The 25,790-nt window shown below is 73.3% G+C and carries 24 protein-coding genes; 11 read left to right on the top strand and 13 right to left on the bottom strand.

Annotated features, from left to right (window positions below):
• Positions 1 to 56: 56 nt before the first annotated feature.
• The 3 genes from OG556_RS27290 to OG556_RS27280 form a co-directional block, all read right to left on the bottom strand.
• Positions 57 to 1,421, bottom strand: coding sequence for a diaminobutyrate--2-oxoglutarate transaminase (locus OG556_RS27290; protein WP_371522918.1), 1,365 nt, complete (start codon positions 1,419 to 1,421; stop codon positions 57 to 59).
• Between the two features lie 274 nt (positions 1,422 to 1,695).
• Positions 1,696 to 2,436 (bottom strand): response regulator, encoded by a 741-nt coding sequence (locus OG556_RS27285; RefSeq protein ID WP_371520521.1) that lies wholly within the window; start codon positions 2,434 to 2,436, stop codon positions 1,696 to 1,698.
• Positions 2,433 to 4,244: an ATP-binding protein gene (locus tag OG556_RS27280; protein WP_371520518.1), complete on the bottom strand. Its 1,812-nt coding sequence runs from the start codon at positions 4,242 to 4,244 to the stop codon at positions 2,433 to 2,435. Before OG556_RS27280 ends, OG556_RS27285 begins: the two co-directional genes overlap by 4 nt.
• Positions 4,245 to 4,485: 241 nt before the next feature.
• Between OG556_RS27280 and OG556_RS27275 the strand changes: the two genes are divergently transcribed.
• A complete protein-coding gene (locus tag OG556_RS27275) occupies positions 4,486 to 5,889 on the top strand; it encodes a cation:dicarboxylate symporter family transporter (protein ID WP_371520515.1) in 1,404 nt (467 codons plus the stop codon).
• A gap of 188 nt (positions 5,890 to 6,077) precedes the next feature.
• Here OG556_RS27275 and OG556_RS27270 read toward each other — a convergent pair whose 3' ends face one another.
• Together OG556_RS27270 and OG556_RS27265 are read right to left on the bottom strand one after the other, a co-directional pair.
• On the bottom strand, positions 6,078 to 7,043 hold the full coding sequence (locus OG556_RS27270; RefSeq protein WP_371520512.1) for a hypothetical protein: 966 nt from the start codon (positions 7,041 to 7,043) through the stop codon (positions 6,078 to 6,080).
• Between the two features lie 45 nt (positions 7,044 to 7,088).
• Positions 7,089 to 7,913: an RNA polymerase sigma factor gene (locus OG556_RS27265; RefSeq protein ID WP_371520509.1), complete on the bottom strand. Its 825-nt coding sequence runs from the start codon at positions 7,911 to 7,913 to the stop codon at positions 7,089 to 7,091.
• A 170-nt stretch (positions 7,914 to 8,083) separates the two neighbouring features.
• Here OG556_RS27265 and OG556_RS27260 point away from each other — a divergent pair, with 170 nt between their 5' ends.
• A complete protein-coding gene (locus OG556_RS27260; RefSeq protein WP_371520506.1) occupies positions 8,084 to 8,494 on the top strand; it encodes a hypothetical protein in 411 nt (136 codons plus the stop codon).
• Positions 8,495 to 8,555: 61 nt separating this feature from the next.
• On the opposite strand, the gene OG556_RS27255 is transcribed toward OG556_RS27260, so the two are convergent.
• Complete coding sequence (locus OG556_RS27255; protein WP_371520503.1) at positions 8,556 to 9,944, bottom strand: cytochrome P450; 1,389 nt, start codon at positions 9,942 to 9,944, stop codon at positions 8,556 to 8,558.
• 148 nt (positions 9,945 to 10,092) lie between these two features.
• Complete coding sequence (locus tag OG556_RS27250) at positions 10,093 to 10,242, bottom strand: hypothetical protein (protein WP_371523019.1); 150 nt, start codon at positions 10,240 to 10,242, stop codon at positions 10,093 to 10,095.
• A 372-nt stretch (positions 10,243 to 10,614) separates the two neighbouring features.
• On the opposite strand from OG556_RS27250, the gene modA reads away from it, so the two are divergent.
• From modA to OG556_RS27235, 3 genes are all read left to right on the top strand, one after another.
• Positions 10,615 to 11,469: a molybdate ABC transporter substrate-binding protein gene (modA, locus tag OG556_RS27245; protein ID WP_363627575.1), complete on the top strand. Its 855-nt coding sequence runs from the start codon at positions 10,615 to 10,617 to the stop codon at positions 11,467 to 11,469.
• A gap of 74 nt (positions 11,470 to 11,543) precedes the next feature.
• Positions 11,544 to 12,365 carry an ABC transporter permease gene (locus OG556_RS27240; protein WP_371522916.1) on the top strand — a complete coding sequence of 274 codons (822 nt, stop codon included), beginning with the start codon at positions 11,544 to 11,546 and terminating at the stop codon, positions 12,363 to 12,365.
• Positions 12,366 to 12,429: 64 nt separating this feature from the next.
• The gene (locus OG556_RS27235; protein WP_371520500.1) at positions 12,430 to 13,527 is read left to right on the top strand and encodes an ABC transporter ATP-binding protein; all 1,098 of its coding nucleotides are present in this window, start codon (positions 12,430 to 12,432) and stop codon (positions 13,525 to 13,527) included.
• Between the two features lie 99 nt (positions 13,528 to 13,626).
• Here OG556_RS27235 and OG556_RS27230 read toward each other — a convergent pair whose 3' ends face one another.
• Together OG556_RS27230 and OG556_RS27225 are read right to left on the bottom strand one after the other, a co-directional pair.
• Complete coding sequence (locus OG556_RS27230; RefSeq protein WP_371522913.1) at positions 13,627 to 14,286, bottom strand: response regulator; 660 nt, start codon at positions 14,284 to 14,286, stop codon at positions 13,627 to 13,629.
• 44 nt (positions 14,287 to 14,330) lie between these two features.
• Positions 14,331 to 15,533, bottom strand: a complete 1,203-nt coding sequence (locus tag OG556_RS27225; RefSeq protein WP_371520497.1) for a sensor histidine kinase — start codon at positions 15,531 to 15,533, stop codon at positions 14,331 to 14,333.
• A gap of 179 nt (positions 15,534 to 15,712) precedes the next feature.
• Here OG556_RS27225 and OG556_RS27220 point away from each other — a divergent pair, with 179 nt between their 5' ends.
• Genes OG556_RS27220 through OG556_RS27210 form a run of 3 tightly spaced genes read left to right on the top strand, consistent with a single transcriptional unit; the run spans position 15,713 to position 18,173 of the window.
• Complete coding sequence (locus OG556_RS27220; protein WP_371520494.1) at positions 15,713 to 16,651, top strand: ABC transporter ATP-binding protein; 939 nt, start codon at positions 15,713 to 15,715, stop codon at positions 16,649 to 16,651.
• The gene (locus OG556_RS27215; protein WP_371520492.1) at positions 16,648 to 17,403 is read left to right on the top strand and encodes a hypothetical protein; all 756 of its coding nucleotides are present in this window, start codon (positions 16,648 to 16,650) and stop codon (positions 17,401 to 17,403) included. Before OG556_RS27220 ends, OG556_RS27215 begins: the two co-directional genes overlap by 4 nt.
• Positions 17,404 to 17,426: 23 nt before the next feature.
• The gene (locus OG556_RS27210) at positions 17,427 to 18,173 is read left to right on the top strand and encodes a hypothetical protein (RefSeq protein WP_371520489.1); all 747 of its coding nucleotides are present in this window, start codon (positions 17,427 to 17,429) and stop codon (positions 18,171 to 18,173) included.
• Between the two features lie 135 nt (positions 18,174 to 18,308).
• Here OG556_RS27210 and OG556_RS27205 read toward each other — a convergent pair whose 3' ends face one another.
• Genes OG556_RS27205 through OG556_RS27195 form a run of 3 tightly spaced genes read right to left on the bottom strand, consistent with a single transcriptional unit; the run spans position 18,309 to position 20,922 of the window.
• Complete coding sequence (locus tag OG556_RS27205) at positions 18,309 to 18,971, bottom strand: response regulator (protein WP_371520486.1); 663 nt, start codon at positions 18,969 to 18,971, stop codon at positions 18,309 to 18,311.
• Positions 18,968 to 20,146: a sensor histidine kinase gene (locus OG556_RS27200; RefSeq protein ID WP_371520483.1), complete on the bottom strand. Its 1,179-nt coding sequence runs from the start codon at positions 20,144 to 20,146 to the stop codon at positions 18,968 to 18,970. The genes OG556_RS27205 and OG556_RS27200 overlap by 4 nt, the downstream gene beginning before the upstream one ends.
• 35 nt (positions 20,147 to 20,181) lie before the next feature.
• Positions 20,182 to 20,922 (bottom strand): hypothetical protein, encoded by a 741-nt coding sequence (locus OG556_RS27195; RefSeq protein ID WP_371520481.1) that lies wholly within the window; start codon positions 20,920 to 20,922, stop codon positions 20,182 to 20,184.
• 435 nt (positions 20,923 to 21,357) lie between these two features.
• Here OG556_RS27195 and OG556_RS27190 point away from each other — a divergent pair, with 435 nt between their 5' ends.
• Together OG556_RS27190 and OG556_RS27185 are read left to right on the top strand one after the other, a co-directional pair.
• Positions 21,358 to 22,131 carry an SDR family NAD(P)-dependent oxidoreductase gene (locus tag OG556_RS27190; RefSeq protein ID WP_371520479.1) on the top strand — a complete coding sequence of 258 codons (774 nt, stop codon included), beginning with the start codon at positions 21,358 to 21,360 and terminating at the stop codon, positions 22,129 to 22,131.
• A 99-nt stretch (positions 22,132 to 22,230) separates the two neighbouring features.
• The gene (locus OG556_RS27185) at positions 22,231 to 22,812 is read left to right on the top strand and encodes a DUF2269 domain-containing protein (RefSeq protein WP_371520477.1); all 582 of its coding nucleotides are present in this window, start codon (positions 22,231 to 22,233) and stop codon (positions 22,810 to 22,812) included.
• A 757-nt stretch (positions 22,813 to 23,569) separates the two neighbouring features.
• On the opposite strand, the gene OG556_RS27180 is transcribed toward OG556_RS27185, so the two are convergent.
• A complete protein-coding gene (locus OG556_RS27180; RefSeq protein WP_371520474.1) occupies positions 23,570 to 24,463 on the bottom strand; it encodes an SDR family oxidoreductase in 894 nt (297 codons plus the stop codon).
• Positions 24,464 to 24,644: 181 nt separating this feature from the next.
• Here OG556_RS27180 and OG556_RS27175 point away from each other — a divergent pair, with 181 nt between their 5' ends.
• Positions 24,645 to 25,118: a hemerythrin domain-containing protein gene (locus tag OG556_RS27175; RefSeq protein WP_371520471.1), complete on the top strand. Its 474-nt coding sequence runs from the start codon at positions 24,645 to 24,647 to the stop codon at positions 25,116 to 25,118.
• The last annotated feature ends 672 nt before the right edge of the window (positions 25,119 to 25,790 follow it).

The following is a 25,790-nucleotide window of genomic DNA, read 5'->3' as shown; positions in this document are numbered from 1 at the left end:
ACCGCCTCCCGAGCCTTCCCCTGAACCGCCACCGCCACCGCCCCCTCGCCGCGCGCTCATTCGGCGCCCCGGACTACGGGAGCCACGCCGCTCGCCGCGCCGGCGGGGTCGACGGCCGCGGCGGCCGCGATCGCGTCGGCCAGCCGGTCGAGCACCGCGGCGACCTGCTCGTCGGTGATGGTGAGCGGCGGCAGCAGTCGCAGCACCGCGTCGTGGCGCCCGCCGAGTTCGACGATCAGCCCGCGCGCCAGGCAGGCCTCCCGCACCCGGCGGGCGAGCGCCGGGTCGGCCGGCCTGGCCCCGCAGGCGTCCGGTTCGGCGGCGGGGTCGACGAGTTCGACGCCGAGCATCAGGCCGCGCCCGCGCACGTCGCCGATCACCGGCAGTTCGGCGGCGAGCCCGCGCAGCCGGGCGGTCATCCGCTCGCCGACGACGGCGGCGCGCTCGGCCAGCCCGTGGGCGGCGACGTGGCGCAGGGTGGCGGCGCCGGCGGCCATGGCGAGGGTGTTGCCGCGGAAGGTGCCGGTGTGGGCGCCGGGGCGCCAGCCGTCGTAGTCCTCCCGGTAGACGACGACGGCGAGCGGCAGGCTGCCGCCGATGGCCTTGGAGAGCACCATGGCGTCCGGGACGATGCCGCTGTGCTCGACGGCCCACATCGCCCCGGTGCGCCCGACGCCGGTCTGCACCTCGTCGACGATCAGCGGGATGCCCCGTTCGGCGGTGATCCGGCGCATCTCGCGCAGCCAGCCGTCGGGCGCGGGGACGACGCCGCCCTCGCCCTGGACGGCTTCCAGGATCATCGCGGCGGGCGGGACGACCCCGCCCGAGGGGTCGTCGAGCAGCCGTTCGACGTAGGTCGCGGCGAGGTCGGCACCGGCCTCGCCGCCGACGCCGAACGGGCAGCGGTAGCCGTACGGGTAGGGCAGCCGGACGACCTCGCCGCCGCTCGGCAGGGGTTCCTTGACGGCGACGTTGCCGGTGAGCGCCAGGGCTCCGGCGGTCATGCCGTGGTAGGCGCCGGTGAAGGCGAGCGCGCCGGACCGGCCGGTGGCGGTCTGCATCAGCTTGAGCGCGGCCTCGACGGCGTCGGTGCCGGCGGGCCCGCAGAAGTGGATCCGGGCGCCGGCGGCGAAGTCGGCGGGCAGGCTCTCGAAGAGGGCGCTGGTGAAGTCGTCCTTCTCGGCGGTGGCGAGGTCGAGCAGGTGCAGCGGGGCACCGCTGTCGAGGGTGCGGCGGATCGCCTCCAGCACCACCGGGTGGTTGTGCCCGAGGGCGAGCGTCCCGGCGCCGGAGAGGCAGTCCAGGTAGCGCCGCCCGTCGGCGCCCTCGACGGTCATGCCGTGGGCCCGTACCGGGACGATCGGGAAGGACCGGGCGTACGTACGGGCGGCGGACTCGCGTACGCGCTGGCGGCGCAGGATGGCCTCGCCGGAGGCCGGGGCACCGGCGGCTCCGGCGACACCGGCGGCTTCGACACCTCCGGCGGCTCCGGCGGCTCCGACAGTTCCGGAGGAGGAGGCCGGGGCCTGGGCGGGAACGGCGGCGAGCGACAAGGCAAACCCCCAAAAGAAGTTAGGTAAGCCTAACTTTACTGCCCCTGACCTGGCGGGATACCCCAGGGGCCCCCAGAACCACCCGAGTGAGTGAACCGCCCCCGGTCCTGCCAACGAGCCACCGGCGAAAAGGTCACGGCCCTCACCCCCGCCGACCCGGAGCCACCCCACCGCCCTTCCACCGGTAGCAGAGCTCCGGCCGCCCCACGCTCCCGTACTGCGGCTCCCGCACCGCCCGCCCGGTGTCGACGAGGTGTTCGAGGTAGCGGCGCGCGGTGATCCGGGAGACCCCGGCGGCGGCTCCCGCGGCGGCGGCGGACAGGCCCGTCGCCGTCTCGCGCAGTACGGCGGCGACGGCGTCCAGGGTGGGCGCGCTCAACCCCTTGGGGAGGCTGCTGCGCTCGGGCGTGCGGAGCAGGGCGAACGCCTGGTCGACCTCGTCCTGCCCGGTCGCCTCGCCGGTGCGCCCGAGGCTGTCGCGGTAGCGGGCGTAGCGCTCCAGGCGGTCGTGCAGGGCGGCGGCGCTGAACGGTTTCAGCAGGTACTGGACCACGCCCGCCGACACGGCCTGCCGCACCATCGCCAGGTCGCGGGCCGAGGTCACCGCGATGACGTCGGTGGTGTGACCGGCGGCGCGCAGCGAGCGGCAGAGCTGGAGGCCGTGGCCGTCCGGCAGGTAGAGGTCGAGCAGGGTCAGGTCGACGGGCCTCCCGGCAGCGCGGGCACGGTCCAGGAAGCGCAGTGCGTCGGCGCAGCTGTGCACCGTCCCGGCGGCGTGGAAGCCGGGTTCGCGCTCGACGTAGAGGGTGTGCGCGGCGGCGGCCACGGGGTCGTCCTCGACGACCAGCACGGAGATCCCCGGCCCGGCGGTCACCTCGGTCATCGCGACACCTCTTCCCGTCGGCCCGGCCGGCCAAGTTGCTCCGGACCCCCGGCTTGCCCCGGGCTCCCGAGTTGCCCCGGCTGTCGCTCACCGGATCGTGCCGACACCCCGGCGAGCGGCAGCCGAACGGTGAGCACCGCACCCCGGTCGCGCCCGACCTCGACGCTGCCGCCGTTGCGCCGGGCGGCCTGGGCCACCAGCGCCAGCCCGAGACCGTGCCCGCGCACGTCCTGCTTGGTGCTCCAGCCGCGCCGGAACACGTCCTCGACGACGGCCGGGTCGATCCCCGCCCCGGTGTCGGCGACGCGCAGCAGCAGGCAGTCCCCGCCACCCGGAGCCACGTCGCCGCCGCCTGAAGCCACGTCGCCGCCACCCACGCCACCCGCACCACCGCCGTCGATCCGCACGGTGACGGTGACCTCCGGCGGCACCGCGCTCTGCGCGGCTCCGGCGATGGCGGCGTCCACGGCGTTGTCGATCAGGTTGCCGAGGACGGTGATCAGGTCCCGCGCGGAGAGCCCGGGCGGCAGCAGTCCGTCGTCGATCCGACTGTCGTCGGTGAGGGTCAACTCCACTCCCCGTTCGGCCGCTTGGGCCGCCTTGCCGAGCAGCAGCGCGGCCAGCACCGGTTCGCCGACCGCCGCGACCACCCGGTCGGTGAGCTGCTGGGCGAGCGCGAGCTCGGCGGTGGCGAACTCCACCGCCTGTTCGTGGCGGCCGAGTTCGATCAGCGAGACGACGGCGTGCAGCCGGTTGGCCGCCTCGTGCGCCTGCGCCCCGAGGGCTTCGGTGAAGCCTCGCACCGAGTCCAACTCTCCGCTGAGCGCCTGGAGTTCGGTGTGGTCGCGCAGGGTGACGACCCGGCCGAGGCCGGTACCGATGGTGGAGGTGTTGAGCACCACCACCCGTTCGGCGGTCAGGTGCACCTCGTCCCGCACCGGCTCGTCGCCGAGCACGGCCGCGACCAGCGCCCGCGGTAGCCCCAGCTCCACGATCAGGCGGCCTTCCAAGTCGCCGCCCAGTCCGAGCAGTTCACGGGCCGCGTCGTTGCAGAGCACCACCCGGTGCGCGCGGTCCAGCAGGACCAGCCCCTCGCGCACCGAGCGCAGGGTCGCCTGGTGGTACTCGTAGAGGTGGCTGAGTTCGGCCGGTCCCATGCCGTGGGTGTGCCGCCGCAGCCGGGAGTTGGCGAGGTAGGTGCCCACGCCGCCGACCCCGAGCGCGGCCACCGCCACCCCGACCAGGGCGAGCAGCGGGCCGCTCAACTGCGCGGAGATGGATTCCACCGTGAGGCCCGCGCTGACCAGGGCGATCACCTGGTGCCGGTCGTCCAGCACCGGCGTCACCACCCGTACGGACGGCCCGAGCGTGCCGGTGTAGGTCTCGCTGCGGGTCTCCCCCGCGAGCGCCCAGTCGATGTGTCCGAGGAAGCGCTTGCCGATCTGCTCGGGCAGCGGGTGGGTCCAGCGCACGCCCTCGGTGTCCATGACGGTGATGAAGGAGACGCCGGTGTCCACCCGCACCTGCTCGACGTACGGCTGGAGCACCGCGGTCGGGTCCGGCGTGGTGACGGCGGCCCGCACGGAGGGCGAGTCGGCGACGGCGTGGGCGACAGTGGTGACCTGGCGGCGGGCCGCGTCCTCGGCCCGGTCGGCGGTGAAGAGGTACGCGAGCACCGCGCCGCCCGCCACCACGGCGGCGACGATGACCACCTGGACGACGAAGAGCTGCCCGGCCAGGCTGCGGACCAGCCCGCGGGGTGCCGGGAGCCGTCGGCGCGAGGGCGTGGGGGCGGTGCGCACGGACATGCCTGCCAGTGTGCACCACGCTCCCGGGGTCCCCCAGAGGCCCGCAGTCGGTCGGCGGCCTGCCGACAACCTGTCGACGACCTGCCGACGAACGCCCCCCGGCCCCGTCGCACCCCACGGCCCAGCGGCACCCGGTCGTGAACTCTATGAACGCAAACGTGACCTCCGTCACGCCCAGGCCCGATAGTCAGAGCGGCCCACCACCCGGGGCCGCCAGGACTGCACGGCGAAGGAGCCGCAGATGTCGATCGTTGGAGCCGCACCGGCGGGGGGATCCAGACGCAAGGACCGGACCCACTACCTCTACCTCGCCGTCATCGCCGCCGTGATCGCGGGCATCGTGGTCGGGCTGGCCGCCCCCGGCTTCGCCGTGGAGTTGAAGCCGGTCGGCACCGGCTTCGTCAACCTGATCAAGATGATGATCAGCCCGGTGATCTTCTGCACCATCGTGCTGGGCATCGGCTCGGTGACCAAGGCCGCCAAGGTCGGCAAGGTCGGCGGCCTCGCCCTCGGCTACTTCCTCGTCATGTCGACCGTCGCGCTGGCCATCGGCCTGGCCGTCGGCAACCTGCTGGAGCCCGGCGGCGGCCTGCACCTGACCGCCGCGCTCGCGAAGTCCGGCCACGCCCAGGCCGTCGCCGGCGGTGCCCAGTCGACGACCGACTTCCTGCTCGGGATGATCCCCACCACCACGTTCTCGGCCCTCACCGAGGGCAAGGTGCTGCAGACCCTGCTGGTCGCGCTGCTCGCCGGCTTCGCCCTCCAGGCGATGGGCCCGGCCGGTGCCCCGGTGCTGCGCGGCATCGAGCACGTGCAGCGGCTGGTCTTCCGGGTCATGTCGATGATCATGTGGGTCGCGCCGATCGGCGCCTTCGGGGCGATGGCCGCCGTCGTCGGGGCGACCGGCACGGCCGCGCTGAAGAGCCTCGCGGTCATCATGATCGGCTTCTACGCGACCTGCGTGCTGTTCGTCGTCGTCGTCCTGGGCGCGCTGCTGCGACTGGTCGCCGGGGTCAACGTGTTCGCGCTGCTGCGCTACCTGGGCCGCGAGTTCCTGCTGATCCTCTCCACCTCCTCCTCCGAGAGCGCGCTGCCCCGTCTGATCGCCAAGATGGAGCACCTCGGCGTGAGCCGCCCGGTCGTCGGCATCACCGTGCCGACCGGCTACAGCTTCAACCTCGACGGCACCGCGATCTACCTCACCATGTCGTCGATCTTCATCTCCGAAGCGATGGACAAGCCGATGTCGATCGGCGAGCAGCTCTCGCTGCTGGTGTTCATGGTGATCGCGAGCAAGGGCGCGGCCGGGGTCACCGGCGCCGGGCTGGCCACCCTGGCCGGCGGACTGCAGTCCCACAAGCCCGCGCTGGTGGACGGGGTCGGCCTGATCGTCGGCATCGACCGCTTCATGTCCGAGGCCCGTGCGCTCACCAACTTCGCGGGCAACGCCGTCGCCACCGTCCTGATCGGGCACTGGACCGGCGAACTGGACGCGGACCGCGCCCAGCGGGTGCTGGCCGGCGAGGACCCGTTCGACGAGCGGACCCTGGTCGACGCCCACGGCGGGCCGGTCACGGCCCCCGAGGCCGTCCCGGCGGCTCCGGAAGCCGTCCCCACCCGGAGCGGCACGGCCGCGGCCGCCTGAGCGGCCCCCTCATACGCCCCCGGTCCGGCGCCACCACCTCCCCCGGAAACGGCGCCGGACCGGGGGTTCCGCATGTCCGACGGGCCTTCGCCACAGGTCCTCACCGGTTCTCGCGGGGCCTCACAGGTCCCCGTAAGTCCTGACGGATTCTCGCGGGCCCCCAGGCCCCCCAAGGTCCCCCCAGGTCCTCACAGGTCCTCGGAACCGCTCACCGCCCATGCCAGGCCACAGGCCGGATCCTCCAGCGCGACGTGCAGATGGCGCAGCCCGGCGGCCGGCTCGTGCCAGATGAAGCAGCGCATCCGGGCCACCAGCGCATCGACCTCCGCCCGGCCCGAACCGTCCGTACCCTTCGCGCCGGCCATCGCGACCAGCGCCCGCCAGAGCGCCAGCCGCCCGTGCGCCGAGCCCCGCCCGCGGTCCACGACGGCGGCCTGTACCAGCGCCGGGTAGACCAGCGCGAACGGCAGGTACCCGCCGGTGACCCGGGAACTACGGGCCAGTTGGGCGGCCGCCTGCGGCGCCGGGCCCCGGACGCAGACCACCTCCGCCCAGTCCGCCAGCGCGGCCAGCGCCCGGGTCGCCCGCTGCCCGCCCAGCCGTACGCCCGATGCGGGCAGCGTCACCTCACCCAGGCCCTCCCGGCTGGCCGGCAGGGTCAGCAGCGCACTGCGCGCGCCCCCGCAGGGCAGGTACTGGCGCACCCGCGCCCCCTCGTCCCAGCCGGCCGTCTCCCACGGCGCCAGCAGCAGCGGCACCCCCTCCGGGTCAGGTTCGGCCCCGTACGAGAGGTCCTCGCCGAGCAGCACCCGGGTCTGCGCGACCAGTCGGCGCACCGGGGCCGGGACGAGCAGCGGGGCCAGCCGCAGCCAGGAATGCCGGGTCGCCAGCACCTCCCAGAGCGGACCGGCGTCATGGTCGGCGACCCCGGCGACCGTCCCCGGGCCGCCGTCCCGGTCGAACAGCCGGACGGCCAGCTCCGGCGGCGCCGAGTAGGCGATCAGGTGGCCGAGCGGCGCGGTCAGCGCCGCCGCGGGCTCCTCCCCGGCGCGCTCCACGGCTGCCGCCCGACCCTGCCGGTAGGCGGTCAGCAGTTCGGGCCAGCGGCCGTCGTCGGCCAGGGCGCGGAGGCGGTGGTCCTCGTACGTGATCACGATTTTCAGCGTACGGGCCGGGGCGGTGCATCAGCTGACTTAGCGTCAGCTCGGTGCGTCGGGTGCCGCTTCGGGCGCCGCCCCCGGGCCTGCGCCGGACCCCATAGCGGGCCCGGAAACCTCCCCCGCATCGGACCCCGCGCCGGGCGCCGCTTCGAGGGCGGGCCCCGGCCGATGATCCCGCTCGCCCTCCCGTTCATGTTCCCGCTCGCCCTCCCGCTCGTGTTCCCGCTCCCGCGCGAGGACCGCACGCAGCCTCCCGTGGGCGCGGCGACGGGTGACGGCCAGCGTGCTGCGATGCAGGCCCAGCAGTTCGGCGGCCTCGTCGACGGTGTAGCCGTCGAGGTCCACCAGCACCACCACGCGGGCCTGCTTCGCCGTCAGGCAGCCCAGCAGTCGGAGCACCTCCCAGCGCGCCTGCAACTCGGCCATCCCGCCCGACGGCGACTCGACCGGCTGCCGGTCCCGCTCCCGCTCGGCCGTCTCGCACGGATCGGGCAGCACGACCCTCCGCCGCTCCCGGCGCCACTGGTCGCGCAGGATGTTCGCCATCGTGGTGAACACGTAGGCGTAGGGCTGCGGATGGCTCAGGAACCGCTCCGGCCTGCGGGCGATCCGCAGATACGCGTCATGCACCACGTCCCCGGCGGCGAGCCCGCCGGTGAGCGACGCGGCCGCCCGGTGGAGCCTCGGCAGCATTTCCGTGAACACCTGGTTGAAATCGTCCGGTTGACGATCGGCAGGCCTCGGACCGAAGTCCTTCCCGCCGCCGCTCCCGCGCCCGCCGCCACACCTACCGCCGCATTCCGCCATGCCGCTCTCCCCGGAAATCGGCACTCCGAAAGCCCAGTTGGGCAGGTCACTACCCATCGAAGAGGTTGTGACACAGTTCACATCATAGGCCGTCGTCTCACTGTCCGCAGTCATTCGTGCGCAATACGTCATCGGCCGGACGGGAACCCGGAATTCACCCACCCCGTGGATCCGGACGGCCGGGGACGCACCGCCCGATCCGTACCGTTGAGCGAGGAGAAACCGCCATGCGAGGTCACATCGCCAGGAAGATCGCCACGTTCGGGGCGGCCGCCGCGGCCACCCTCGGCGTGCTCGGGACCACCACCCTGCCCGCCGCCGCCGCGCCCACCGTTGCCACGCCCGCCGTTACCACGCCTGCCGTTGCCGCCGCCGACCAGACCATCAGCGCCGACGCCATCGGGGCCTCGCCCGAGGTGGCCGCCGCCTCCTACCACTGCGTCATCACCGCCGACTACGGGTGGCGCTGGGAGGGCTACTGCAACGTCTACTCCGGCCAGTTGCGCACCATCACCTACTGTGCCAACGGCACGAGCACCACCGGCCTGTGGATCGGCGCCCGATCCCAGGCCTGGAACGTCTGGGGCAACTGCCCGGGCTCCAGCTGGACCAAGATCGTGTTCCAGAGCCGGGGCTGAGACACCGGCAGAGCCGATCGGGGGCGCCGTCCCACCGGGGCGGCGCCCCCGCCCCGCACCCTCACCCCCCGGTGGGCCCCGTGGCCCCCCGCGCCGTCACCCGGATCCGCATCGGGCTCGCCGCGCGGAGCGTGATGCCCTGGGCGAGCGCCACCCGCTCGTCCACCGCCTCCATCTCGAAGTCCCGCAGCAGCACGCCCAGGCTCAGCACCGATTCCAGCATCGCGAAGTGCTGCCCGATGCACGCCCGCGGACCGCCGCCGAACGGGTACCAGGCGTAGCGGTGCCGGTCCTTCTCCTGCTCGGGCAGGAAGCGGTCGGGGTCGAAGCGTTCCGGGTCCGGCCAGTGCGCCGGGTGCCGGTGGGTGACCAGCGGCGAGACGACGACCTGGGCACCCGCCGGGATCACGTACCCGTCGATGACCGTCTCGGCGACCGCCCGCCGCCCGACCAGGGCCGCCGCCGGGTAGAGCCGCATCGCCTCCTTCAACACCCGGGTGATGTACGGCAGCGACTCCAGGTCCGCCGCGGTCGGCTCCCGGCCAGCCAGCACGGTCTCCGCCTCCTGCTGGGCGAGCTTGCGCTGCTCGGGGTGCCTGGCGAGCAGGTGCAGCGCGAAGGCCAGCGAGGTGGCCGTGGTCTCGTGCCCGGCGAGCAGGAACACCAGTACCTGGTCACGGAGTTCGGCCGGGTCGAGTTGTTCCCCGTCCTCGCCGCGGGCCCGTCCGAGCAGTGTGAGCAGGTCGTCCGCGTCCTCGTCCAGGTCGCCGCGCGCGGCCCGCTCGGCGATGATCCGGTCGCATACCGCGTACAGGGCGCGCCGGGCATCGGCGCCGCGCCGGTTCGAGGGGGTCGGCCAGGTGCGCGGGATGCGGACCGCCGCGAAGCCCCGGTCCCAGACGTACTCGCCGAGCACCGGGAAGCTGCGGTCCACCACCGCCACCGCCTCCTCGACGTCCGCGCCGAACAGGATCCGGGCGACGGCTCGCAGCGCGAACCGGGACATCTCCTCCGCCGCGTCCACGACCCCGACCGGGAGCGCGCTCCACCGCTCGGTGAGCGCCCGCGCCTCCCGGGCGACGGCGCCCGCGTAGCCGTCCACCCGGCGGCGGGTGAACAGCGGCTGGACCAGCCGGCGCTGGCGCTGGTAGTCGCCGTCCTGGCTGGTCAGCAGGCCGTTGCCGACGCTGCTCCGCAACTCGTCGTAGAAGGCGTTCTCCTTGCGGAAGTTGGCGGCCTCGCTGCCCAGCACCTGCTGGACGCCCTCCGGGGAGAACACCCCGTAGAACGCGACCCGCAGCCCGGGCGGCCCGACCCGGAACCGGACCACGTCCCCGTGGTCGCGGTGGGCGGCGAGGTAGGTGCGCAGCGGGCGGCGGGTGAGGTCGAACAGCGACCCGACCAGGGGGCTTCCGGCCGGCCCGGGGATGAGGGCGGTGGCGCTGGTCATCGGCACTCCATTCTCCACAGGCGACCCATCAAGCTAACTGACGAGCCATCAGCACCGGAAGGCGCGAAAGCGCACGGGAGGGCGCGAGAGGGCGCGACGGGGCGGGGATCACTCGTACTCGGTGCCACCCTTGCGCGTCAGGTAGGCGTCACCGACCACCCGAGCTGCCCGACCACCTCAGCTGCCCGTCCACCACGGCCGACACGTCGAAGAGGCCGACCTGCGCGAGCTCCAGTGCGTCGGCGTTCGGGTGCTCCAGGACGACCAGCTTCTCGGCGGTGACGCGCAACGTGGACATGGACGGACCCCTCCTCCTCTTCTGGGCCGTTCGGCCCGGGTGGTGTGTACGGACGGCTGTACGGACTGCCGTACGAATCGCCCCCACTCTGTCCGCCCGGCCGCCCCCTGCGCGACGTAATTTCCCCGGCACCACGCGCACGCCGCCGCTCACGCCGGCCATCACGCCGCCCTCCGCAGCACTCCCGCCCCGGCGCCGTCCGTGCACGTTTGAGCCTTCGCACAGCCGGGCGGAGACCGCCGCCACACCCCGCCTGTGCGAAGCGACAGAGGACTTATCACTCGCATTTGCGGCACTATGATCACCGTAATGGCCGCACCTGCGGCCTCACTCCGCGCCCCTTCCGGCGCGCGCCCTGGAGGGGAAGCCCCGATGAGCACCCGTACGACCACCCGCAGACTCGCCGTCGCCGCCGCGGCGGCCCTCGTCCTCAGCCTCGGGGCCACCGCCTGCGGCAGCGACGGCGGTGGCAAGTCCGGCAGCTCCTCGGCCGCTTCGACGGCGGGCTCCTCGGCCTCGTCGGCGGCCGGTGGCGGCAGCGTCCCGAAGGCCACCGGCGACATCACCGTCTTCGCCGCCGCCTCGCTCAAGGAGACGTTCACCGACCTCGGCAAGAAGTTCGAGGCCGCGAACCCGGGCGCCAAGGTCAAGTTCAACTTCGGCGGCAGCTCCAGCCTCGCCACCAGCATCAACTCGGGCGCCCCGGCGGACGTGTTCGCCGCCGCCAGTCCGGCCACCATGAAGACCGTGACCGACGCGGGCGGCGCGAGCGGCGACCCGAAGACCTTCGTCAAGAACACGCTCACCATCGCCGTGCCCAAGGGCAACCCCAAGCACGTCGCGGGCCTGAACGACCTCACCGCCTCCGGTGTGAAGGTCGCGCTGTGCGCAAAGGAGGTGCCGTGCGGCGCCGCCGCCCTGACCGCGCTCAAGGCCGCCAACGTCAACCTCACCCCGGTCACCCTGGAGCAGGACGTCAAGGGCGCGCTGACCAAGGTCGAGCTCGGCGAGGTCGACGCCTCGCTCGTGTACAAGACCGACGTGAAGGCGGATGCTGGGAAGATCGACAGCGTGGACTTCCCCGAGGCCGACAAGGCCGTGAACGACTACCCGATCGCCGCCCTGGCCAAGGCCCCGAACAAGGACGGCGCCGCCGCCTTCGTCGCGTACATCCAGTCGCCCGAGGCCAAGCAGGTGCTCACCGCGGCGGGCTTCCAGGCGCCGTGAGCGACCGCACCACCAAGCGCACCACCGGCACCGGGCGCACCACCGGGCGCGCCACCGGCACCGGACGGCCCGGCGTGGCAGCAGCGGTGAAAGCCCTGCCACGCCCGCGCCGGCACACCCAGCGCGTCCCGGTCACGCTGCTGCTCCCGGCGCTGCTCGGGCTGGCGTTCCTGATCCTGCCGCTGGTCGGCCTGCTCGTCCGGGCGCCCTGGAGCGGCCTGTCCGAGCAGCTCACCAGCGCCGCCGTCTGGGACGCCCTGCGTCTGTCGCTGATCTGCGCGACGGCGGCCACGGCGGTCTCGCTGGTCCTCGGCGTCCCGCTGGCCTGGCTGCTCGCCCGCACCGAACTGCCGGGCCGACGGGTGATCCGGGCCCTGGTCACCCTGCCCCTGGTGCTGCCGCCGGTGGTCGGCGGCGTGGCGCTGCTGCTGGTCCTCGGACGGCGCGGCATCGTCGGCGCCTGGCTGGACTCGACCTTCGGCATCACGCTGCCGTTCACCACGACCGGGGTGGTCATCGCCGAGGCGTTCGTGGCGATGCCGTTCCTGGTGATCAGCGTGGAGGGCGCACTGCGCGCCGCCGACCCCCGCTACGAGGAGGCGGCCGCGACCCTGGGCGCCTCCCGGCTGACGGCGTTCCGCCGGGTGACCCTGCCCCTGATCGCCCCGGGGATCGCCGCCGGGGCGGTCCTCGCCTGGGCCCGGGCGCTCGGCGAGTTCGGCGCCACGATCACCTTCGCGGGCAACTTCCCGGGCCGCACCCAGACCATGCCACTGGCCGTCTACCTCGCCATGGAATCGGACCCCGAGGCGGCGATCGCGCTGTCGCTGGTCCTGCTGGTGGTCTCCGTCGCGGTCCTGGTCGGCCTGCGCGACCGCTGGATGTCGACCCCGTGACGGCCCTGCCGGCCCCGGGCCGGAGCCCGGCCTCCGCTGCCCCGACCCCCTGGACGCCGCCCCGATGAGCACCTCCCCCACCGACCCCACAGCTGCACCTGCACCCGCACCCGCCCTCGACGCCCGGCTGCGGGTGGAGCGCGCCGCGTTCACCCTCGACCTCGCCCTCACCGCCGCGCCCGGCGAGGTGATCGCGCTGCTCGGCCCGAACGGCGCCGGCAAGTCCACCGCCCTGCGCGCCCTCGCCGGGCTGCTCCCGCTCACCGGCGGCCACCTGCGCCTGGACGGGCGCCTGTTGGAGGAGCCCGGGCAGCGCGTGCACACCCCCGCCGAGGAGCGTCCCGTCGGCGTGGTGTTCCAGGACTACCTGCTCTTCCCGCACCTCAGCGCGCTCGACAACGTCGCCTTCGGCCCGCGCTGCCAGGGCCGCCCCAAGCGTGCCGCCCGGGCCGAGGCGGCCGGTTGGCTGGAGCGGATGGGCCTGGCCGACCACGCCTCCGTACGGCCCGGCAGCCTCTCCGGCGGCCAGGCCCAGCGGGTGGCGCTGGCCCGGGCGCTGGCCGTCCGCCCCCGGCTGCTGCTGCTGGACGAGCCACTGGCCGCCCTGGACGCCCGCACCCGGCTCGACGTGCGCTCCCAACTGCGGCGCCACCTGGCCGAGTTCGAGGCCGTGGCGGTGCTGGTGACGCACGACCCGCTGGACGCGATGGTGCTCGCCGACCGGCTGGTGGTGATCGAGGGCGGGCACGAGGTGCAGTCCGGCAGCCCGGCCGAGGTCGCCCGGCGGCCGCGCACCGACTACATCGCGCGCCTGGTCGGACTGAACCTGTACCAGGGCGTGGCCGAGGGCCACCAGGTCACGCTCACGGCCGGCACGGTCCTGGCCACCACCGAGGAGCTGTCCGGCCCGGCCTTCGTCGCCTTCCCGCCGTCCGCCGTGACCCTGCACCGCGAACGGCCCCAGTCCAGCGCGCGCAACGTGTGGAAGGCCGAGGTCACCGGTCTGGACCTGCACGGCGACCAGGTGCGCGCCGACCTCGCGGGCGAACTCCCGATGGCGGCCGACCTCACCCCGGCCGCCGTCGCCGAGCTGGGGCTGGCGCCCGGCTCCGAGGTCTGGGCCTCCGTCAAGGCCACCCAGACCCACGCGTACCCGGCCTGACCCCGACACCGCGCCGGCCCGCGCCGGACCACACCGGGCCGGACCACGCCGGGCCGGGCCGCCCGCGTCCCCGCCGAGCCACCGTCGGTGCGCCGTGCGCTACTCCGACGGCTCGACGAAGCCCGACTCGTACGCGGCGATCACCGCCTGGGTGCGGTCCCGCGCCCCGAGCTTCGCCAGCACACTGCTGACGTGGGTCTTCACCGTCTGCACGCCGAGGAACAGCAGTTCGGCGATCTCCCCGTTGCTGAGGCCGCGCGCGACCAGCCGCAGCACCTCCGCCTCGCGCTCGGTCAGCGCCGCCCGCTCCATGGTCGCGCGGGCGGCGGGATTGCCGTGGCCGGCCGCGAGGCGGCGGATCGTGGCCGGGAACAGCAGCGACTCGCCCGCCGCCACCAGCCGTACCGCGTGCGCGATCTCGGCCGCCCGGGAGCGCTTCAGCAGGAAGCCGTCGGCGCCCGCGCGCAGCGCCCGGTAGACGTAGTCGTCGTTCTCGAAGGTGGTGACGACCAGGATCTTCGGCGGCTGCTCCCCCGGCGCGCCGGGGCGCAGGAGCTCGCGGGTCGCCGCCAGGCCGTCGAGCACCGGCATCCGGACGTCCATCAGGACGACGTGCGGGCGCAGCGTGCGGGCCAGCGCCACCGCGTCGGCGCCGTCGGCGGCCTCGCCGACCACCCGCAGGTCCCCCTGCGCCTCCAGGACGGCCCGCATCCCGGCCCGGACCAGTTCCTCGTCGTCGGCGAGCAGGATGTCGATCATCCCGGCGGAGCCCCTCGACGGTCCGTCGCCCACAAGGTCGTTCGTCACGAGCCCAAGCGTAGGGGCAACCGGACGGCGAGCACCCACTCCCCGCCCCCGTCGCCCGAGACCCCGGCGGTGGCCTCCCCGCCGAGCAGCGTGGCACGCTCCCGGATGCCCCGCAGCCCCTTGCCGCCCTTGCCCGCCGCGCCGCCCGGGAGACCGGCCGGAACGCCGCCCACCGCCGAGCGGTTGGCGCAGCGCAGCTCCAACTGCCCGCCCTGGACGGCGATCCGGACGCTGACTGGCTCGCCGGGCGCGTACTTGAGCGCGTTGGTGACACCCTCCTGGACGATCCGGTAGGACTCGCGGGAGAGCACCCCGGGCAGCGCGCCCGCCGACACCTCGATCCGCGCCTCGACCGGGCTCCCGGCCGACCGGGCGGTGTCGAACAGTGCGGGCAGCTGGTCGACACCGGGCTGTTCGGTGGCCGTTCCGTTGCCGGCCGCGCCCTCCGGCGTCTCGCGGAGCAGGACGAGGGTGCGTTCGAGGTCCTCCATGGCCCGGCGGCCGGTCTCCTCGATGACTTCGAGCGCCTTGGCGGTGAACACCTGGTCCCCGACCTCCCGCGCGGCACCGGCCTGAAGGACCGTCACCGTCAGTGCGTGGCCGATGGAATCGTGCAGCTCGCGGGCCAACCTGTTGCGCTCCAGCAGCCGTTCGGCGCGCAGCTCCGCCTCCGCCAGCCGCTCCGCCGGGGAAGGCCCCAGCAGCCTTACGGCCATCGCGAGTTGGAGGCGTCCGGCGGACACCACCAGCCAGCCGTAGCCGAGCACCAGCAGCGGGGCGAGCGGGAGGTACCAGAACGAGTCCGGTCCGGTCAGCAGGTCGTAGCCGCTGGTGAGGCCGAAGGCCGTCGCGAACCCGACCACCGAGCCGAGCGCGACCCGCCCGATCAGCCAGCCGGCGGTACGCCGCCGGTCCGCCCAGGTGCGGGAGGACTCGGCGGCGATGTCCTCCTCGCGGTCGGGCAGCAGCAGCAGCCGCGCCTGCACCCCCTCGGCGCGCCGCGTCGCGGGGACGAGGGCGACCAGGGTGAGCAGGGCGGTGTCCACCGCGGCGCCCGCGACCACGATCTCGTCCAGGCTCTTGTGGTACGTCCCCGGGTAGACCATCAGGACGACGCCCACGAAGATCCACCCGACCAGCAGGTGCAGCAGGCGCGCGTACGTGGCGCCGGCCAGCAGCGGCGCGAGGATCCTGGGCATTCCACCATCCTGCCAGCTCAGCGGTCGGCCCGGGCTCCCCCGCCGGCCTGCCGCCGTCTCCCTCCCGGGAGGGAGACGGCTCCCGACCCCGGCGGGATCCGCCGGCACGGCCCGCTCCGGTCGAATGTGACCACCGGCCGGACGACCCGGCACCGGAGCACCGAGAGGGGAGCGCGGCCGTGATCGAGATCCAGGGCCTCACCAAGGAGTACGACGGTCGGCGCGTCGTCGACGACCTGTCCTTCGAGGTCCGGCCCGGACTGGTGACGGGCTTCCTCGGCCCGAACGGCGCCGGCAAGAGCACCACCATGCGCCTGATCCTCGGCCTGGACCGCCCGACCGCCGGAAGCGCCCTGGTCGGCGGCCGCCGGTACACCGAACTCGCCCAGCCGCTACGGCAGGTGGGCGCCCTGCTGGACGCCCACGCCCTGCACGGCGGCCGCACCGCCGCCGGCCACCTGCGCTGGCTCGCGGCGAGCAACGGCCTGGCGCCGCGCCGGGTGGGCGAGGTGCTCGCCCAGGTCGGCCTGACGGACGCCGCCGGACGGCGGATCCGCGGCTTCTCCCTCGGCATGCGCCAGCGGCTCGGGGTGGCCGCCGCGCTGCTCGGCGACCCGCCGGTGCTGCTGCTGGACGAACCGGTCAACGGTCTCGACCCGGAGGGCATCCGCTGGATCCGCACCCTGTTGCGCGAACTGGCCGCCGAGGGCAGGTCGGTGCTGGTGTCGTCCCACCTGATGACCGAAATGGCGCTCACCGCCGACCACTTGGTGGTCATCGGCCGTGGCCGGCTGCTCGCGGACGCCGCCACCGCCGAGTTCATCGACCAGCACGGCCGGACCAGGATCCGCGTCCGGGCCGTCAACTCGGCCAAGCTCGCCGCCCTGTTCGGCGGCGACCTGCTCCGGCAGTCGGACGCCGCCGGCAACCTCACCGCGACCGAGGTCGACGACGGCGCCTGGGAGGTGACCGGCGCCGAACCCGAGCAGATCGCCGCGCTCGCCGCCGCACACGGCGTGGTCCTGTACGAGATCGCGGTCCAACAGGACTCGCTGGAGGAGGCGTTCATGCGGATGACCGCCGACAGCGTCGAGTACCGCGCCGAGGCCACCGCATGAGCCCCGGCTCGACCCTCCGCTACCACCTGTGCGCCTTCGACGCCGAACGGATCAAGCTCACCACGCTGCGCTCGCTCTGGATCACCCCGCTGCTCGCCCTCGCGCTCACCGCGGGCACCACCACGGCGATCGGCGCGGCCCTCGGCGGCTCGGAGCACAACCTCACCGACGACCCCGGCATGGGCGTCTTCTACGGGCTCAACTTCGGCCAGGCCGCGCTGGTCTGCTTCGCGGTCCTGCTGATCGGCCAGGAGTTCAACACCCGCATGATCGACGTCTCGCTCACCGCCGTCCCCCGGCGCGGACGGCTGTACGGCGCCAAGCTGACGCTCGGCGCGCTGGTCGGCCTCGGCGTCGGCGCGGCGGGCACGGCGGGCGCCTTCGCCGGGTACGCGGCCACCGTCCCCGGCCGCTGGGACGGCCCCGCCTTCGCCCGCAGCGCCACCGCCGGCGTGCTCTACCCGGTGCTGCTGGTGGTGTTCTGCCTCGGCGCGACCGCGCTGCTCGGCAACCTCACCGCCGCCATGGCACTGCTGGTACCGGTCGTCTTCCTGCTCTCGCCGCTGCTCGGCGGCGTGGCCGGGGTGCGGCAGGTGGCCCAGTTCCTGCCCGACCGGGCCGGCCAGTACGCACTGCACTACGCCGACGACCCGCAGGTCTCGTACGGGCACTGGACCGGACTGCTGATCATGGCCCTGTGGGCCGGCGCCGCGGCCTACGGCGGCCTGCTCGCCCTGCGGCGCGCCAAGTGACCACGAACGAAGGGAAGACGACCATGAGCGCGGCCCACGCCCTGCGCGCCGAACGGATCAAGTTCACCACCCTGCCCTCCCAGTGGGCGGCCCCGCTGGTCGCCCTGGTCCTGACCGTCGGGGTCACCGCGGCCGTCAGCGCCGCCTCCGACCCCAAGACCGTGGCCCCCGGCACGGACCCGGCCAACGGGATCTACTACGGGCTGCTCTTCGGACACGTGGCCGTGGCCTGCTTCGGGATCCTGCTGATCGGGCAGGAGTTCAACACCCGCATGATCAGCACCTCGTTCATCGCCGTCCCCCGGCGCGCCCGGCTGTACGGCGCCAAGCTCACGCTCGGCGCCGGGCTGGGCCTGCTGCTCGGACTGGCGTCGACGGCAGGCTCGTTCCTGGCCGTCGACACCACCGTCGGACTGGACTGGTCAACGCCCGGCCTGGCCCGCAGCTTCGCGGCCGGCGTGCTCTACCACCCGCTGCTGGTGCTGCTCTGCCTCGGACTGACCACGATGCTGGGCAACTTCAGCGCCGCGCTCGGCCTGCTCGGCCCGATGGTGTTCCTCGGCACCACCTGGCTGGCGGCCATCCCCGGCGTCCGCGAGGTCGGCCAGTTCCTGCCCGACCGGGCAGGCCTGTACGCGATGCACACCCGGACCGAGGACGGCATCCACTACGGCCACTGGACCGGACTGCTGATCATGGCCCTCTGGACGGCCGCGACCGCCTACGGCGGGCTGCGGGCGATCCGGCGACACCAGGCCTCCGGCGAGTAGCGCCCGACGGCGGCTGGCGGTCGGCGGGCCGGTAGCCGATGACAACAAACAGATGACAGGTAACAGCGAACAGATAACAGATTTCGAAATCTGTTATCTGTTCGCTGTTACCTGTTCGCTGTCATCTGTCACTCGTCACCCGAGCCAGCCGGGCCGGACCAGGCCGGATTCGTAGGCGAGGACGACCAGTTGGGCGCGGTCGCGAGCACCGAGCTTGACCATGGCACGGCTGACATGCGTCTTGGCGGTCAGCGGGCTGACCACCAGGCGGCGGGCGATGTCCTCGTTGGAGAGCCCGAGCCCGACCAGGGCAAGCACCTCGCGTTCGCGTTCGGTGAGCATCTCGAGGCCGACCGCCCGCGGCTCCTTCGAGCGGGCGGCGAACTCTCCGATCAGGCGCCGGGTGACGCCCGGCGAGAGCAGCGCGTCGCCTGCGGCAGCGACCCGGACCGCCCGGAGCAGTTCGGCCGGCTCGGCGTCCTTGACGAGGAACCCCGCCGCGCCGGACCGCAGCGCCTCGAACACGTACTCGTCGAGCTCGAAGGTGGTCAGTACGACCACCCGCACCCCGTCGAGCTCCGGGTCGGCCCCGATCCGCCGGGTGGCCTCCAGGCCGTCGAGGCGGGGCATCCGGATGTCCATCAGCACCACGTCGGGACGCAGTTCGACGGCGAGGCGCAGGGCCTGCTCGCCGTCGTCGGCCTCGCCGACCACCTCGATGTCGGGCTGGGCGTCGAGCAACGCCCGGAACCCGGCCCGGACCAGCATCTGGTCATCCACCAGCAGCACCCTGATCATCGGTCACCTCTCGTCAAGCGGGCCCGGACCCGGAAGCCCTCGTCGTGCGGACCCGCCTCCAGAGCGCCCCCGAAGGCGGCGACCCGCTCCCGCATCCCGATCAGTCCGGCTCCCGAACCCCCCGCGTCGCCGCCGCCCACCGGGCCCGGGTCGTCGATCTGCACGGTGAGGCCGTCGGCCGTCCGGGAGAGCAGCACGGTGGCCGTCCGGGCGGCGGAGTGGCGGATCACATTGGTCAGGGCTTCCTGGACGATCCGGAAGGCGGCCCGCTGGACGGCGGCCGGGACCTCCCCGGGGACGCCCTCGGAACGGACGCTGACGGTCAGGCCCGCCCGGCCGGCCTGGTCGACCAGTTCGTCCAGCCGGTCCAGGCCGGGGGCGGGAGTGCGCGGCGCGGCGGCCCCCGGTCCGCGCAGCGTGCCGAGGACCTGCCGGACCTCGCCCAGGGCCTCCTTGCTGGCGGCCTTGATCGTCGTCAGGGCGCTTCTGGCCTGTTCCGGGCGGGTGTCGATGAGTTCGAGCGCCACCCCGGCCTGGACGTGGATCAACGAGATGCTGTGCGCCAGGATGTCGTGCAGCTCGCGGGCCATCCGCAGCCGCTCCTCGTCGACGCGGCGCCGCTGTGCCTCCTCCGCGGCGGCCCTGGCGGCGGCGGACTGCTCGCGGCGGACCCGGGCCAGTTCCGCGCCGGTCGCGACGAGCAGCAGCACCGCCGTGACGCCCAACTCCTGCCAGGCGTTGGCCTGCCAGCTCCTGGCCCGCAGCCAGTCGCGCGGAATCGCGTAGCTCATCAGTAGCTGACCGACGTAGAAGGCGCCGCCGCAGGCCCAGGCCGTCCGCCGTCGCCCGCACTGGACCGCGGCGAAGAACGCCACACCAAGGCTGACGAAGACCGGGCCGTACGGGTACCCGGCGAACAGGTAGCCGATGGTGACCGCCGTGGTGGCGACCATGACCGCCGCCGGGTGGCGGCGGCGCAGCAGCAGCGCGGCGGGGCCGAGCAGGAGCAGCGCGTAGCCGAGGGCGTCGAGTTGGACGCGGTCGGGCTGCCGGTGTCCTGCGCCGACCGTGCCCACCATCTGGAAGCAGGCGACGGCCAGCGACGAGAGCACGGGCGGGCCCGCCCGGCCGGAGCGGTTCCACGCCGGCTTCCACGACGGGCGTAACTCGTTCATGCCGGAAGGCTAGTGCGGCGCGCCACACCCGGTCATCAGCTCGCGGGTGCGGGTGCGGCTACTCCCGCCGTAGTACGCGACCGGCCCGTGGAGGGGGTGCCGCCTTCCCGACGCCACAGCGTCAGGCTCACCGCGACGAACCAGAGGAAGCCGACGTAACGTCCGACCGGGATCAGCAGCGTGGCCGGCTCGGCGACCAGCGAGAGCAGGGACGACACGCTCGCGACGGACAGGGCCAGTCCGGACCAGGCCACCCAGGCGGGCAGCGCCCGGCTCACCAGCGCGGTGCGCGACACCTGCCACAGGACCACGCCGAGCGTACCGATCGCGGGTGCGGCGCCGGTGATGAAGGCGAGGTCCATGAGGGCGCGGGACACCGACAGGTCCGCGGCGGTGCCCAGCAGCGACAGGACCCACCCCGCGCTCGCGGACAGCACCAGCAGGACCCCGGACGCACCGCCCGCCGCCCGGACCACACCCGCCCGCACCGGGGTGCCGTGGCGGCCCACGAACTCCGAGAGCCAGGGGACGAACGCCAGCAGCGCCAGCGCCGAGAGCAGTTGGAACAGGGCGCCCACCTGGAGCGAGCGGTGCAGCGCCGCCGGATCGGCGAGCAGGTACTTCCGCACCACGTCGTCGCTGGAGTACGGGGTGGCGAACGGCCCGGAGGGCGCGGTGATGCCGCTGATGACGAGACTGGCCACGAAGAGGAGCACGTACAGGATGCCGCTGAGCGCTCCCGCGGACGACCGGCGGGGCGAGGTGAAGGACGACAAGGTCGACAGCCTCCAGACAAGGGACGACGCCGGTTGGAAGGCCCACGTCCGGCGCGGTCCAGTTCACCGCGCCGGCCTCGCCGGGGCGTCCTCCGGAGGAAGGCCTCCGCCGTACGCCCGCGGAGGTACCGGATCACCGGCCGCCCTCAACACAGGCCTGGTGCTCCAGCCGTGGGTCGCACCAACGGCTGAAGCACCAGAAGCGCACTGTCCTTGGTCTGTATCAGCAGCCGCCCTGCGCCTGGTACTTCGGCCGCCTCCCGGCGTCGTACCACCGGGCCGCAACGCTACGACAGCGGGAGTATCCCGACGGCCGCCGCTCGGGCGACGACGGCGTGCAGGCGCGGCGGCGACGATTCCTGGGGTCGGCACGGGCGGCACCACAACGACCGCCGGCCGACCCACCGTCAACCGAGCATCCACGGAGCCACACCGATGATCACACCACTGCCCACCTATCCCGATCTCGCGGGTAAGGCCGCCCTCGTCACCGGAGGTTCCCGGGGCATCGGGGCCGAGACGGCAAAGGCCCTGGCCGCCAACGGTGTCAAGGCAGCCGTCGTCGGCCGCGACCGCAGTGCCGTCGACCGGACGGTCGGCGAGATCCGCGCGGCAGGCGGAACGGCGGTCGCGATGACGGCCGACTGCACCGATCCCGCCGACCTCGTACGGCTGCGTGCACAGGCCCAGCAGTCCGTCGGTCCGATCGAAGTGCTCTGCGCCTTCGTCGGCGGAGGCGGCGACCCGGTGCCGATCGAGCAGATGAGCCTGGAGCACTGGCGCTCGGTGGTCGACCTGAACCTGACCGCCACCTTCCTGGCCGTGCAGACCTTCCTGCCCGACATGATCGAGCGCGGCGGTGGTTCGATCATCACCATGGCGTCCACCGCCGGGCGGCTTCCCGGCGGTGCCGCCGCCTCCTACGCGGCGGCCAAGGCAGGCGTGCTGATGTTCACCCGCCAGATCGCACAGGAGGTGGGCCGGTACGGCGTGCGGGTCAACTGCCTGGCCCCTTCCCTGATCATGACGGAGAGCCAGGAGGAGCGCATACCCGCCGAAACGCTCCCGCTGATCCTCAGGCAGTTCCCACTGGGCCGCGCAGGAGTGCCCGCCGATGTCGCTCACGCCGCGCTCTTCCTCGCGTCCGAGTCGTCGTCCTGGCTGACCGGTCTGACGATCGACGTGGCCGGCGGGCGCATCATGCTCTGACGCCGGTGGCCGGCCGCAGCCACCGGCCGGCGACCACGGCGCTCACCACGGGGGCCTGACGCAGGCCCCCTCCCCTGGCCATCTCCCGAAGGACCCCGTATGACCACCCCCGCCGCGCCCTCCGTGGCAACGCCCCGTCCGGGCACCCGGCAGCCCAAGAACTTCCGCCTCTCACCGACTGCCCGCAAGAGCGCGGTGGTCGTGCACATCATCAGCTCGGTCAGCTGGCTGGGCCTGATGCTCTGCCTGCTCGCACTCGGCGCGACAGGGCTGCTGACGGACAGCGCGGAGACCCTGCGCAGCGCCTACCGGATGATGCCGCTCCTCGGCGACGCGCTGGTCCTCCCGCTGAGCCTGCTCTCCCTGCTGACCGGACTGCTCCTCGCACTCGGCACCCCCTGGCGCCTGTTCAGGTACCGCTGGGTCGCCGTCAAGTTCTGGCTCACCCTGGCCGCCACCGCCGCCTCGATCTTCGGACTCACCGCCCGGCTGCACGAAGCGGCCCGCCTGGTGGACCAGCACCCCACCGGCACCATCGCGGACATGCACCTCGGGTTCACCCGCTACAACCTGGTGATCATCCCGACCGTCGCGCTGTCGGTGTACGTCGCCAACGTCGTGCTCTCCGTCGCCAAACCGTCGGGACGCCGCCATGCCCGGTCACGGCCCAGCGGCGGGTGAGCCGAGGCCGGGCCGAGCCCGCTGTCAGACCTCGGCAGTCCCCCGCAGTGCCGGGTGATCCGCGATCACCGTGCAGCTGCCCGGCGCGATCTCCATGTGCCTGGGTCCTGCACCCGAACCGCACCAGTCGCGAGGGCAGCGCCCAGCTCTCCGCCACCGACACCATCCGCAACGCCCAGGAGGACGCCGTCTCCCTGGCCGCACTGGCCTGCCCTCACCGCAGGCAGAGGAGCCGCGTCAGCCCACCCTCGCCGAGCGGGCCCACCGCGAACAGCTGCTCCAGCGGGGTGGACAGTCCGCCCGAACCGCCCGGGCCGCGCCGCTCCGCCGGGTCGAAACGGCCGAACCGCGCCCCGACTCAGCACGCGGCCACGCCGCAGCCAGCGGCCCAGCCGCCACCGCGGGTCCGCCAGGACCAGCAGGCCCGCGTCTTCGGTGAACCGGGTTTCCGGCGGCAAGACGCTGGACGCTCTACTGGCCGACGCAGGCGTCACGATGCCTGACTACGATCCCGATGCCCCCGCCACAGCCGACATCTGAAACTACGCCTCAGAGGAATTTCGCCAGCCACGACTCCCTCAATACCTGGGTCGTACGAGGCACCACCGTACGACCGGACAACACCTGGGAGACGGTTGAGTTCCCCATGTTCAAGGCCAACCCCGACATCGCCTGCATCTTCCAGATCGACGCCAGCGCTGCGGTCAAGAGCTCGCCTGCTTCCGGGTGCTCCGTGACAGCGTTCCACGGGGCGGGGTCAGGGCAGGGGTGTACCGCCGGTGGCGTTGAGGATCTCGGCGGTGATGTAGGAGGACTCCTGGGAGGCGAGGAAGACGTAGGCGGGGGCCATTTCAGCGGGCTGGGCGGCGCGGCCGAGAGGGGACTGCTCGCCAAAGTGGGCAACTTTCTCCTCGTCCATGGTGGCGGGGATCAGCGGCGTCCACACCGGGCCGGGGGCGACGGCGTTGACGCGGATGCCGTCGGGGGCGAGCTGGAGTGCGAGGCCCTGGGTGAAGGCGACGATCGCGGCCTTGGTCATGGCGTAGTCGAGCAGGTGAGGGCTGGGCTTGTAGGCCTGGACGGAGGCGGTGTTGATGACGGAGGCGCCCGGGCGCAGGTGGGGCAAGGCGGCACGGGTGGTGAAGAACATGCCGTACAGGTTCGTTCTCATGACGCGGTCGAACTGCCCGGTGGTGATCGCGGTAAGTCCGTCGGGCTGGGACATCTGGTAGGCGGCGTTGTTCACGAGGATGTCGAGGCGGCCGAACATGTCGGTGCAGCGTGTCACCAGGTCGGTGCAGAAGTCCTCGTCGCGCAAGTCGCCCGCGACGGCGAGGGCAGGTCGGCCGGCGTCGACGACCAGGCGGGTTGTCTCCTCGGCGTCGGCCTGTTCCTCGGGCAGGTGGCAGAAGGCGACGTCGGCTCCTTCCCGGGCGAAGGCGAGCGCGACGGCGCGCCCGATTCCGGAGTCGCCGCCGGTGATGAGCGCGACCTGGCCGGTCAGGCGGCCGGTGCCGCGGTAGCTGGTCTCGCCGTGGTCCGGCCGGGGCGTCATCTCGTCAGCGGTGCCGGGGTGGGGCTGGGACTGTTCCGGGAACGGCGGCTTCGGGTGCTGTTCGGTCGGGTCCTGCGGCGCGGGCTGGTCACTCATCACGGCGGGTGCTCCCTGGGCTGCTGGGTGGTTCACGGGGGCGAGTCTGGCCGTACGCGAGCCGGTTCGCGCGGCGGGCTGCGGCATGCGGGTGGTCTGTTCGGCGCGTCCGCGTGCACCCCGGGCCGTCGGGTACGCGTCCGAGCGACCACCGGCCACCCGCCCAGCGAAGGATGCGTGCATGGACGCGATCGTGCTGTTGAAGGAAGATCACAAGACCGTCGAGAAGCTGTTCAAGGCCTTCGAAAAGGCAGGCGACCGGGCCTTCGCGGAGAAGCGCAGGATCGCAGACCGGGTGATCGAGGAGCTGACGGTGCACGCGGTCATCGAGGAGAAGGTCTTCTACCCGGCGGCCCGTGAGGCCGCACCTGAGACGAAGGACCACGTGCTGGAGAGTATCGAGGAGCACCACGTGGTGGTGTGGATGCTCTCCGAACTGTCCGGCCTGGACCCGGAGGACGAGCGGTTCGACGCAAAGATGACGGTGCTCATGGAGAACGTGCGCCACCATGTCGAGGAGGAGGAGAAGGACTGGTTCCCCGAAGTCCGCAAGGCCATGGGGCGCAACCGCCTTCAGCACCTCGGCGACCAGCTGGAGGAGGCGAAGAAGACCGCCACCCGCGACCCGCTCAAGGTGCCCAGTGCCACCGAGTAGGAGCCGTTCCCCGAGCCGCCTGTGCGGTTCGTGGTCCGACTGGACGAGACGACGGAGACTACGCTCACGGAACCTGGCAACGCTGATGGTCCGTACGCGGCCTGCCCACTGTCAGCGTCGGACGGGAGTACTTGCTGTGGCACCGAAAAGCGGCCACGGTCGGTCCAGGCGTTGCGGCCTGGGGTGACTTACGGGTTGAGCCCGGCGCTGCGGTGGGGTGCGCGGAGCCGCCGCCGGTCTACCGTCAGACCGGTGCCGGTGGCTCCGTCCAGCGGCCCGGGCTTCAGGAGGACGCCGTTCCCTGCGGGAGCGCAGCCCCGCAGGGCGCATGGTCCCGGAGTCGTTGAACCAGACTGGTAGGGGATCCGGCGGCGGGTGCGGGTATGCCGGAGGCGAGGAAGCCGGCCTGGCCTCGGCTGTGTGACCAGACCACCGCGCCGGTGCCGGCCCCTGCGCGGTGGTCGCGGTGTCGGTGCGGGCGTCGAGCGCGGTGAGGAAGTCAGCAAGGTTGTGCCCCTGTTGGAGCCCGGCGGCGCGGGCGAGCAGACGAGCGGGCGCGGTGCAAGGCGCCTCTTGCCGCAGCGTCGCCAGTGTGGGCATCACCTGGTTCTTCGTGGCCTGCACGGGCACCCCGTCCTCCGCAGCCCCGAGTCCGGCCAGGGTGGCAACGAA

Source organism: Kitasatospora sp. NBC_01300 (assembly GCF_041435235.1).
Taxonomy (GTDB): Bacteria; Actinomycetota; Actinomycetes; order Streptomycetales; family Streptomycetaceae; genus Kitasatospora.
The sequence above is the reverse complement of the archived record's forward strand: the minus strand, read 5'-3'. Positions and strand labels throughout refer to the sequence as shown.